10 protein-coding genes are annotated in these 10,271 nt (G+C 57.7%); 6 read left to right on the forward strand and 4 right to left on the reverse strand.

Annotation, left to right across the window (positions count from 1 at the left end):
* Positions 1–92 precede the first annotated feature (92 nt).
* Positions 93–245, reverse strand: coding sequence for an aminopeptidase P family N-terminal domain-containing protein (locus tag ABIB00_RS38315; protein ID WP_354107922.1), 153 nt, complete (start codon positions 243–245; stop codon positions 93–95).
* 1,976 nt (positions 246–2,221) lie between these two features.
* Between ABIB00_RS38315 and ABIB00_RS38320 the strand changes: the two genes are divergently transcribed.
* The 3 genes from ABIB00_RS38320 (at position 2,222) to ABIB00_RS38330 (ending at position 4,376) form a co-directional block, all read left to right on the forward strand.
* Entirely contained in the window at positions 2,222–3,091 is an 870-nt protein-coding gene (locus tag ABIB00_RS38320; RefSeq protein WP_502917959.1) for a TauD/TfdA dioxygenase family protein, read from the forward strand.
* Between the two features lie 669 nt (positions 3,092–3,760).
* Positions 3,761–3,865, forward strand: a complete 105-nt coding sequence (locus ABIB00_RS38325) for a pantoate--beta-alanine ligase (RefSeq protein WP_354107931.1) — start codon at positions 3,761–3,763, stop codon at positions 3,863–3,865.
* 151 nt (positions 3,866–4,016) lie between these two features.
* Positions 4,017–4,376, forward strand: a complete 360-nt coding sequence (locus ABIB00_RS38330; RefSeq protein WP_354107924.1) for a pantoate--beta-alanine ligase — start codon at positions 4,017–4,019, stop codon at positions 4,374–4,376.
* A 219-nt stretch (positions 4,377–4,595) separates the two neighbouring features.
* Here the strand turns inward: ABIB00_RS38330 and ABIB00_RS38335 are convergent, their stop codons facing one another.
* Entirely contained in the window at positions 4,596–5,495 is a 900-nt protein-coding gene (locus ABIB00_RS38335; RefSeq protein ID WP_354107925.1) for a polysaccharide deacetylase family protein, read from the reverse strand.
* 32 nt (positions 5,496–5,527) lie between these two features.
* Entirely contained in the window at positions 5,528–6,283 is a 756-nt protein-coding gene (locus ABIB00_RS38340) for an SDR family NAD(P)-dependent oxidoreductase (protein WP_354107926.1), read from the reverse strand.
* Between the two features lie 553 nt (positions 6,284–6,836).
* Between ABIB00_RS38340 and ABIB00_RS38345 the strand changes: the two genes are divergently transcribed.
* The 3 genes from ABIB00_RS38345 (at position 6,837) to panC (ending at position 9,374) form a co-directional block, all read left to right on the forward strand.
* Positions 6,837–7,346 (forward strand): hypothetical protein, encoded by a 510-nt coding sequence (locus ABIB00_RS38345; RefSeq protein WP_354107927.1) that lies wholly within the window; start codon positions 6,837–6,839, stop codon positions 7,344–7,346.
* Positions 7,347–7,632: 286 nt separating this feature from the next.
* Positions 7,633–8,514, forward strand: a complete 882-nt coding sequence (gene panB / locus ABIB00_RS38350; protein ID WP_354107928.1) for a 3-methyl-2-oxobutanoate hydroxymethyltransferase — start codon at positions 7,633–7,635, stop codon at positions 8,512–8,514.
* Positions 8,515–8,516: 2 nt separating this feature from the next.
* Positions 8,517–9,374: a pantoate--beta-alanine ligase gene (panC, locus tag ABIB00_RS38355; protein ID WP_354107929.1), complete on the forward strand. Its 858-nt coding sequence runs from the start codon at positions 8,517–8,519 to the stop codon at positions 9,372–9,374.
* Positions 9,375–9,507: 133 nt separating this feature from the next.
* On the opposite strand, the gene ABIB00_RS38360 is transcribed toward panC, so the two are convergent.
* On the reverse strand, positions 9,508–9,657 hold the full coding sequence (locus ABIB00_RS38360; protein WP_354107930.1) for a hypothetical protein: 150 nt from the start codon (positions 9,655–9,657) through the stop codon (positions 9,508–9,510).
* Positions 9,658–10,271 lie beyond the last annotated feature (614 nt).

The following is a 10,271-nucleotide window of genomic DNA, read 5'->3' on the forward strand; positions in this document are numbered from 1 at the left end:
CTTCAACCAGCCGCCATTCCGCTTGGCGGTCTAACCCCGGCAGAAGCTCCACTTATCGAGGCGGAGATTCTGTTCAGACAAACGGGACCAGCTCAGGCCTCGTATCCTGTGAGATAATAGATATTAGATGGCTCGCTGATGAGCAGCGTATCCATCTCCAGCCGTTCCATTTCCTTCTTCACCAACGCCAAGCGACGGGAAAATTCCTCCTTCTCGAACGGTATTCCGTCTCCGGTCGGGCTCATGACATAGTTCCTTTCTACTAACACGTCCTAGACCGATTTTGTCAGAAGGACACTCTCGGGCGGAAAGCGGAATGAGCTTCAGCGCGAGGCGGCTGAAACCAGATCGATTGGTTCATCGCAATCTTTCCATGGCGCGTACGCGGACGATCGTCTTGCAAGTGGCTCTGGGCCGCCCGCCGCATTTTCACCAATACTCCAGCCATTTGCCCCCTCATCGGTGCGAGAACGCGAACTCCTGGGGACAATAACGATGTCTCGATACCATATAGTGCGATCACTTGCTCGCTCACGCCTAAATCCACCGTCCAAGAGGCGGTCATCGACCGATTTCGACCGCTGGGTTGGTAATAACAGCGACAATCTCTTCGGGTGAGAAGGCGCAGAGGGCGGCGGCCCCGGGGAACCTGAACGGTTTCCGTTGAGCGACGGACGGCAATGCTTCAATCCGTGCCGATAGCGACCGATCGCATCATTTGATACGACGGATCGTTCATCTGCATAGTGGACTATTTCAGGAGTGGCCGATTGGGACCCCGGCCAATAAATCAACTGACCAGCCACAATTCAGCGCAATGGCGTAGGACTGAGCTTAGCTAATCCGTATGGGGCAGGTATGCCGAGACGTTATTCTTAGTGGTGCGATCTGACGGGAGCACGCACGGGTCCGCCACCGCTGACCAGCAGGCCCCATTGTCCACTGCACCCGACTAGGCGGTCGCTGGGTTAAACTGAACTGATCGGCACTCGGCGAACTTGCAGATATTGGGGAGCACTAGCACTGCAGGTCGCGGAGAATCCGGGCCCGGATGGCAGCGATGGCCTCCATCCGTTCTGCTTGTGAGCCGGCCCATCATCTGGCAACTCCCTGCTCTAATGCCGCTGATATGAAGCGCATGAACCGGCGGATTATAGAACCTCACTTCGTGACAAGCACTTACGCCACGGCATCCAGACCTTGGATGCCGCTTGGATGCACGGGCGCGCGATCCCATATCTTCCGCCGCTGCAATGTTAATCGACACTGGCGATGTATTCCAACAGGCCATTATCGCGCGCTCGCGCCGGACACTCGCCCCATCTCGCGAATCAGCCCAAGCGCGGCGCCGATGTGCATGCCAGGTCTGCTCCGAGTTATTCTAAGCGGGTGAGGCAACGAGGCGAGTTCAACGAACCGCCTGTTGTTGAGCGTTCATGCACCATCGGCGCCCGGATCGTCAACTCGGCGCGCACGATATTACTCATTGTGGGTCTCTCGTCGCGCAGCCAGGCAACTTGAATGCCACAATTATCCGCCTGAGCGAACGCATGCGCTTTGTAGGGCGCTGTATTACGCCGCGGTCTTGCTGACGCGCATCCATGACGTGCGCAACCCGAACGTCGAAGCACGCGCCGAAGACCTGTCGGCACGTTTCTCTCTCCTTCCGCAATAAATTTCCGGTGATCCTCTATCGCTTTGCGCGATCGTCATGAATCCGTAGAACTTCATCGGTAGGGAGGTTTGAAAAAGCCGACCTCTGGCGCAACGTCCACCGTGCGACGTCAGCTCATTAGGGTCGGCGGCATTCCGTATTGAGAGGATAAGTTGGCAGTGTCGCGCGAAACAATCACTAAACACCTTATAAGCGCATCGTCGATGACGGAGACGGGCCGACCACCATAACAGACACAACGCGTCAAGCGGCCTCGTGTTGCGGGGGGCGTGATACGATTGGCTGAACGCTATCGCGCACATATTCCAGCGGCTTCCTCCGACGTAATGAATTCATTGCTTCCAGCCGATAATAACGCGAATTTCGTTTCATTGACTGTGCATCGTTCGCGCTTAATTTAGGGACGTCAATGCGAGATCATTCAGCAAGACGTTGCAAGGGTGGCTCTGCCGCTGACCAGAATGTTCTTGCATGTTTTCCGTCATCGCTCTCGCGACCGGCGCATGGCCGAGTTCAGTTCAACGGGTCACGGTATTGAAAGCAGTCATGAGCAATACGACGAAGATCGGCAATGTCATACCGAACGCAGACGTCGTTAAGCGCGGGGTCCGACTTGGTGCCGAGGTCCGCAATATCAGGCTATCGGGAGAGTTGCCTGACGACGCGTTGCGTGCGATCGGCCAATTGTTGCTGGAGCACAAGGTACTCTTCTTCCGTGACCAGGAAGTTCTGGATGAGGCCGAACAGGAGCACTTCTCTGTTCGATTAGGTATGCTGATCCCGTCGCCTCAAGGCGGCGCGATCGAACGGATGCCATCGATCTTAGAGCCATTTTCGAGCCACAGCGGCGGAACCGATCAAGGGCGGGCGGATGTCATGTTTGATGACTTACGTAACGTCTCCGTACTGCGCGCCATAACGACTACGGCTCAGGGCGGTGACACCGTTTGGTCGGATATGGCGGCCGCGTATCTCGATCTTCCGCTATCGCTGCGCATGCTCGCCGACGAACTCTGGGCGGTTCACACCGACAGCAATCAGTGCGGCTTGAACGAGCACTCAGCCGAGGCCAATGAAACGCAGTTCGAAACCAAGCTTCCGGTGGTCCGTACTCATCCCCAAACCGGGGAGCGCACGCTCATCCTTGGCAGTTTCGTGCGGCGCTTTGTAGGCCTGCAGACACATACCGGTCAAAAACTGCTCGAATTGTTACAGTCCTACATCAAGGCGCCGCACAATACGGTGCGCTGGCGCTGGAGGCAAGGCGACGTGGCGATCTGGGATAAGCGCCTCACGCAGTGGGCTAGCGATCCTTCCACGGCAGGCGATCGCGATGCGCTCGGCTCCAGGACCCGTCCCGGTATCACGCGCCTAAGGGCGCAAAAGCCCAATGCAGCTAAGGCGCGAGCAGCCTAAATCGAAACGCTACAAAGGGTCCAAGCCATCAATCCGTTCCAGCTTTTAGTCGGCCCTGCCGCATCAACACGCCCGGTGCGAGGCCGAATCCGATCAAATTCTGCGGTTTTTTTTCGGAAGAGGCGGGAATAATGCGTCAACTTCGAGTAGATCATTCATCCGTCGATCGGCGGTCAAGGCGGAGAGGACTGGGTTGTTGACGATGCCGGTCTGATGGAGAGTGCTTCATGCCCCATTACGATCTTGTGAGCGGTAGCCTTCTGGCATTGGTGGCAGCTAGTCTCGCGGTGCTCTGCTCGGCCCTGCTCGCCTTGGCCTTCATCTAACGCCGACGCGCTGGCCATTGCGAATCGGTCGCTCACCGCGGCCAGCAAGCGCCAGATAGTCGCTCTCTTCTCCACGGCGAGAACAGGCGGATCCGACGTGACATAGGAAGCTCCAGTGACACAACCCTCGGCAGAGATTATCGAATTCGACGCTTACAGGATAAGCAAGCGCACGTCGGCGAAGCCGTCGCGCGAAGCTCCGCTCTCTACAGCGATCTCGCAAACGATCGCGTCCAGCTATTTACTTTGGCTATCCATCGCATGGTTTCCAGTTGGTCTATTCGTCCAGACCGCGAAGGCCGTACGACTGCGATCGGGGGCTGATTGATACGAGCCTGGTACAATCACCCTCGTCAGCATCTTCGTTAACAACACTCAGTTCGGTCCAAATCAGGATCTCAACACATTTCCATGCACGGCGAGAAGCTGGCTCAGGATGCCGGGGTAGCAATCGTCTTTGCGCCGAATCCAGAGGGGAGCTATTCATCGGTTTCGAGAGTTCATAGTCCTGGACTAGATCGCAAGTCCGCTCCGCGGAGCTTTCAAGCCTGGGCGCTTTCGAGGTGTCGCGTGCAAGCTAACCAGCATGGAGCAGCGGGATGCAGCGCATTTTTGACAGAAGCGCTTTTCAGCAATGCGTCGTGGTGCGCCGGATGATGGCTGAGCTTAATCTTCCTATCGAGATTATCGCGGTGCCGACGGTTCGCGAACCTGACGGGGCCGCGATGAGCAGTTGTAACCTCCACGTTAGAGCGGAAGACCATCAGCGTAGGTTGCTATCGTCCGTGGTCTGTTCGACGCTGGAGACCGAGAGGTCACAATGCCTAGTCGCGAGAGGGCAATCAGGCATTTGGAAGGATCGGTTGCACCTTGCGCCTGTTGATGGGACCACGCCTCACAAGGTCGAGAGCGCTCCGAGCCAGTCGGCAACGCTCTGTGTCGTTGTCTCCGCAGGCTGATCGCGATGATCGACAAGATCGTTTTCTTGAGCCCCGGAACCCGTATAGCTCAACCCCGAACGATGCAGTTCGTTTTACAGAGGGGCGGTTTTAGGCAGAACTCGAACACCTGCGAGTTCAAGCAGACTCGGATAGCGCGCCATCGCCGGCTGAGCGGTTCCTCCAATCGGCCGTGGCGCTTGCGGGACAGGGCCGACCGAATCGTTAGCCTTCTGTCTCTTAGGGACGTAGCGCAGGACTGACGTAATAAGGAACCCGGTCAACGCGAGGGCTCCACTTTCCAGATAATATTACGTCCTCGACATGCAGCGCGATTTCGGACATCGAAGCGAACCAGACGTCGCCCTTTTTGATCATGTATTTGATCAGCGGCTCAATGGCTGCACATCGCCCTAGGCGCCCGCTCACCGGCGGATGCCACACGCACATCCACATTCCGTTGTATTCCCAGGCGGCATCAAATTCCGCCTTGAAAACCTCGATCGCGTGGGTCGGAGTTTTGATACTTGTTGAATAATTGAAATCACGCCAACTCATGTAGTGGTACCAATCACCCAACCCTTGGATGCACGGAATCTCGATTAGCGATCCTCTATCGTTCCGAAGCACGTAAGGAATGTCATCGCCGTACAGCGACGTATCATACAAAAAACGCTGCTCGATCAGCAGATCGATGGTATGTCTTGAGACACCATTGGAAGATATCATCGGAGTTCTATATCCAAGCGGTCTGCGACCTGATACACGATCAATAATCTCGATCCCCCGGCAAAGGATGTCCAATTCCTGCTCGCGCGACATAGCGTTGTTGTCGTGGTGAAGGTAGCCATGGTGAGCAATTTCGTGCGAGTCCTTGAGCATGAGCTCAATCGCTGCGGGGTAATTTTCAATCGTCCAACCAGGCACGAAGAACGTCAACGGAATTTCGTACCGCTTGAACAGATCGATAATCCGAGGGACAGCGACTTCCGGATCGTATCGCATGAACGAAAGTGTCGCGACGTAGTTATCGGCACTGTCCGGACGGGAGGCATGAACAGAGCTGTCTGCGTCCACGTCCCATGTGAAGGCTACGGCGCACCGTGCACGGTTCGGCCAGGGGATCGGGTTCTTGATCATGCCAAGGCTCCTCTTCTTGGATGAGCGCTCTGTCAGGCCACCGCCTGCGCGCCCGTAATTTCGACCAAAGAACCGCACATAAATGGCGCTTCGTCCGAAGCCAAAAATGCAACAAGGGCCGCGACCTCTTCGGATGTGCCGACCCGTCCAAACGGTACTCGCTTGTTAAGGTCATCAATGGAGCGGCCCGATCGCTCTAGCCCCTGTTCGAGCATAGGTGTGTATATCTCCCCGGGACAAACCGCATTTACCCGTATCCCATCCGGCGCATAGTCCCGAGCGAGGTTCTGAGTAAACGAGGCGACCGCTGCTTTGGTCACATTATAGGCGATACAATCGGGGGCCGGATGCAGCCCCCACTGCGAAGAGGTATTAACAATCGCGCCGGCGCGCCGAGCGACCATTGAGGGCAGAACCGATCGGCAGAGATGGTATATTGCATCGAGGTTGACGGCAAAACTCCGTCGCCAATCATCATCCGACAAATCGAGCAGTTTACCGCCTCTAAAAATGCCCGCGTTGTTTACCAAAACATCAATTCGCTGACGCCTTGAGAGCAACTTTTCTATCATTTGGCCGCACGCGCCTTCATCGGCAACATTGATAACTGCGGCCTCCGCAACGCCGCCACTCGCAATAATATCGGCGACGACTGGCAGCACGGCGGACGGAGACATATCAACTGCCACCACGGCGGCACCCTCACGTGCCAATCGCTTACATATAGCGGCCCCGATTCCGCCACCGCCGCCCGTAACAACTGCGACCTTGCTCTTAAACCGGTTCACACAACAACTCCCCTAGATCGGGCAACGCGCCGTTGCTATTCGCGACCTTCTTTGTCGCAAGCTAGAATTGAATCAGGGTCGGTGGTGAGCGTTGTGTGCGCGGCCTGCGCAGAATCGCTGCGTCATTACACCGGATCGGATAACCCCATCTTCTTCGTTCCCCATGCAAACTATGTTCCTTGACCGGCGGCATGCGAAACGATTCGGCCGGATAGCTCGACATTTGCGATAAGCCGAGGCGCCGCTCGTTGCGGCCACCGGGCGGCTAGTCTCGAGCATCTCATTCCCGCGAGCCACCGCGGAAGGATCAGCTGCGCCTGCGCGCGCCGGGCACGTGAGCCGTGTCGTCTACCGAAGGGGGCGTGGCGCCTTAGGTCCTCCTCGCCGAGGGCCAGGTCAAGCGATGATGGCTCCCGAACGTCACTGGCCTACGAAGGCCGGATCGGTCAGCAGTAAAAGACAAGCCATGCGGCCATAGGGACGCGGTCGACTGGGAAGTCTCTACTAGCTTGGAGCCATTTACGCATCAAATATTGTAGAACCGTCTGAGAACATGTCATTCTCACCAGCTTCAGACAAGATGCTCAAGGATCTTGGCATGCGCTTTCGAAAGCGCGCATGGCCACTGGGTTGTCGCAGCAGCAAATCGCCGCGCGGGCCATATCAGCAGACCTCGATTCGCGACATCGAAGCGGGTGTTGCCGCCGCCCGTGCAACGACGCTCGTCAACATAACTCGCGTCCTTGACATGGAAATTGATGTTGGTCCCCGAGGCGAGATAGTGCCCGCTATTAAATCGATGCTGCAGCCGGACGATGATTATCTCCCCGCGTGCAGACGCCGAAGAGGAGGAGGGCGCACGAGCCCGACCGCCCTCACAGCAGATGGCATCCAATCGTTCGATCTCTCGTTGGACGACCTTCCAGTCTGCACGCTCGTGCGCACCCCGGGCGACTACAATGGGTTCAACCTTTGGCTACTTCTCGCGATCACCACCGCGAAAGCTGTGAGCCGCGGGCACCTTGTCCACGATGAGCTTGCGGCCTCCCATCAGAATTGCTGAGGCCCTATAGCGGTTCAGCCGGGCCGATCATCGGCGTTCTTGGTCCATATCCGCCGCTTTGCGATCCATGACTCGTACCGGGACCTTCCTCTCGGCCGCAGAGAATCACGCTCACGATGATTGCGCGATCATTGGGAGGTTCGGTGCGCCCTTCTTCCAGTTTGGAGGGAAAGCTTTCTTTGTGTATCGGTGGATTGACCCGTATCTCTCCTCTCGCCTAGGAAGCGTCGGGAGTAGAAGTGCCGGGAGTGGAACTGCCGGCGTTAAGAAGCAGATCAGGATCGAGATGAGCCACGCGCCGCAGTCGCCAACCCAGCGAGTTACGATACCCCTTGTTCAGCAATGGAAGGAGGAGGGGCGGCGGATCGCAATGACCACCGCTTACGACGCGGTTGCAGCGCGCATCGCTGATCCGATCGTGGATATTATCCTCGTCGGCGACAGTGTTGGCAATGTTTGCCTCGGATTCGACAACACCTTGCCAGTCAGCGTTTCGATGATGAATCATCACCTCGAAGCGGTGGCGCGGACAAGACCGCGTGCCCTTCTCATTGCCGACATGCCCTTCCTCAGTTTCCATGTCAGCCGGGAAGAGACCATCCGCAACGCCGGCGGCTTCCTCCAGCGTGGCGCCGATGCGGTGAAGCTCGAAGGCGGTGCAAACCGCCTCGATATGGTACGCGCCCTGGTCGACTGTGAAATTCCCGTGATGGGACATCTCGGTCTCACCCCGCAGAGCGTCAATGTCATGGGTGGTTTCAAGGTGCAGGGTCGGACTGCCACCGACGCCTTCCGCCTACTCGAGGACGCGCATCGCCTCGAGGAAGCCGGTTGTTTTGCTCTCGTGCTGGAGGGAATCCCGGCGGAGCTAGCAGCGCGGGCGACGGAGATCCTAAAGATTCCGACCATCGGAATCGGAGCCGGTCTTGGTTGTTCGGGGCAGGTGCTCGTGTTTCATGATGTCGTGGGTCTTACCGACGGTAAGCCGCCCAAATTCGTGCGCGCCTATTCGAATGGATTTCAGCTGATGCAGGAGGCGCTCTCGCGCTGGGCGACTGACGTCCGTGACGGTACATTCCCGGGAGGGCAGGAATCCTATCGCCTTCCGGACGCGCTCAAGGAGCTGGTCGCAAACTGGACTCCACACGAACAAACCTCAGGGTCGTGATCATGCGAACCATCCGATCCGTTGCTGAACTGCGTCGGGCTTTAGCTGAGGCTCGGGGCCCCGACAAACACATCGGATTTGTGCCCACCATGGGTTACCTGCACCAGGGCCACATGGCCCTGGTCGAAGACAGCCAGGCTCGTTGCGACGCCACGGTCGTCAGCATCTTCGTTAATCCTACGCAGTTTGGCCTAACGGAAGATCTCGCCACCTATCCTCGCGACTTCCCTCGCGATGAACATCTTTGCCGCGAGGCAGGCGTCGACGTCCTCTTTGCTCCGGAGGTACAAGACGTCTACCCGCCTCAGTTTGATACCTTTGTTGAACCCGGTGCACCCGCAGAGCCCCTTTGCGGCCCGTTTAGGCCCGGCCATTTCCGGGGCGTTGCGACCGTTGTCTGCAAGCTGTTCAACATGGTCCAGCCGGATGTCGCGTTTTTCGGGCAGAAAGACTTGCAGCAATGTGCAGTCGTCCGTCGCATGACCTTTGATCTCAACCTGCCGATCGATATCGTCACCGTGCCGACCGTCCGCGAGCTGGACGGCCTCGCAATGAGCAGCCGAAACCGCTATCTCGGCGCCCCGGAGCGCAAGCGTGCATTGGCGATCAGCCGGGGCCTGCTCGAGGCGGAAACCGCGTTTCGCGAAGGAGAGCGCGATCCCGTCCGGCTGCTATCGCTTGTCAGGCCTCCCCTGGGAGCGCTGGATGAGTTGCAATACCTCGAAATCGTGGACGCTGACACGCTAAAACCGGCCACGAACCCGTTATCGCGTCCGGTCGCCATCTGTGCAGCAGGCTATGTTGGCTCGACCCGGCTTATTGACAACGTCATGCTCGATCCGGACGCCGCCAGGAGATAGGAAGCTCCAATCGGCGGGCCCCTCACAACGTGACAGCAAGCAGGTGCAGAGAGGCGCTGGCGGAGAGGTAGCGAGCGACCGTTGGAGGGGCGCCACCTGACGAGCTTAGTGCGAGCGGGCGTGGAGCGCGTTTCTATTGAGATGGCGGATCCGGTCGCTCAGATTTTTGTATCTTGAGGGCACGGCGCTTCATCGTCGCGGTCAGTTTTTTCGTTTTCCCACCAAGTCCTTTTCCGACGAGGCTGCCACGTTTTGATCTCTCGTTTTGCTTGGCCTGCTTCATCGACATTCCCCTACATGCATTCAGCTAAATACGAGGACCTGGGACATGGCCATAACATGCCCACTCACAGACCAGGGCCTAATGGCGCGGGAGCCAACGCGGTGACCGACACCGCTCGCCAGCTCGGCGTGACGAAACTGACACAGGCGGGCCCATTGGCGCGCTTAGCAGCAGAAATAACGCCCTGTTCGCTTCGTATCTGGCGGCGGCTCGCCTGCTTCGTGAGCCTGCTATAACCGGCGTGCCCTCGCTGGTGCTGACGGACCATGACCAGCTTCGCCCACGGCGTTTCAAGGAAATCTCAAAGAAAAAAAACGATCGGACATAAACACCGACGGTCTGTCTGTACGGAACGCCCGCTGCGGCTGCCCCGGAGATGGATTCGCCGCGGGAAACTAGACACTCTGGCAAGTGGCGAGACATCGCACGGACATCGCGGCGAAAATCGTCAAAAAGAACCCCTCCAGCGCTGAATTCCATCACGGAGGCGGATCCTCCAGTGTCAATCGGCTTGCAACTTTGACCCCCGCATTGCCTCACCCAGAATGTTACTGGACAACTTCTCGCCGATGAATGCAGCGGCGCCACCAAATTGGTTCGCTGGCCTCCATGGC

Source organism: Bradyrhizobium sp. LB14.3, from assembly GCF_040547985.1.
Lineage (GTDB): Bacteria > Pseudomonadota > Alphaproteobacteria > Rhizobiales > Xanthobacteraceae > Bradyrhizobium.

Excerpts from the sequence above, each read along its gene's own strand:
- panB (WP_354107928.1), top strand. The coding sequence starts at position 7,633 with ATGAGCCACGCGCCGCAGTCGCCAACCCAGCGAGTTACGATACCCCTT.
- ABIB00_RS38315 (WP_354107922.1), bottom strand. The coding sequence starts at position 245 with ATGAGCCCGACCGGAGACGGAATACCGTTCGAGAAGGAGGAATTTTCC.
- panC (WP_354107929.1), top strand. The coding sequence starts at position 8,517 with ATGCGAACCATCCGATCCGTTGCTGAACTGCGTCGGGCTTTAGCTGAG.
- ABIB00_RS38345 (WP_354107927.1), top strand. The coding sequence starts at position 6,837 with ATGTCATTCTCACCAGCTTCAGACAAGATGCTCAAGGATCTTGGCATG.
- ABIB00_RS38360 (WP_354107930.1), bottom strand. The coding sequence starts at position 9,657 with ATGAAGCAGGCCAAGCAAAACGAGAGATCAAAACGTGGCAGCCTCGTC.
- ABIB00_RS38330 (WP_354107924.1), top strand. The coding sequence starts at position 4,017 with ATGCAGCGCATTTTTGACAGAAGCGCTTTTCAGCAATGCGTCGTGGTG.
- ABIB00_RS38335 (WP_354107925.1), bottom strand. The coding sequence starts at position 5,495 with ATGATCAAGAACCCGATCCCCTGGCCGAACCGTGCACGGTGCGCCGTA.
- ABIB00_RS38320 (WP_502917959.1), top strand. The coding sequence starts at position 2,222 with ATGAGCAATACGACGAAGATCGGCAATGTCATACCGAACGCAGACGTC.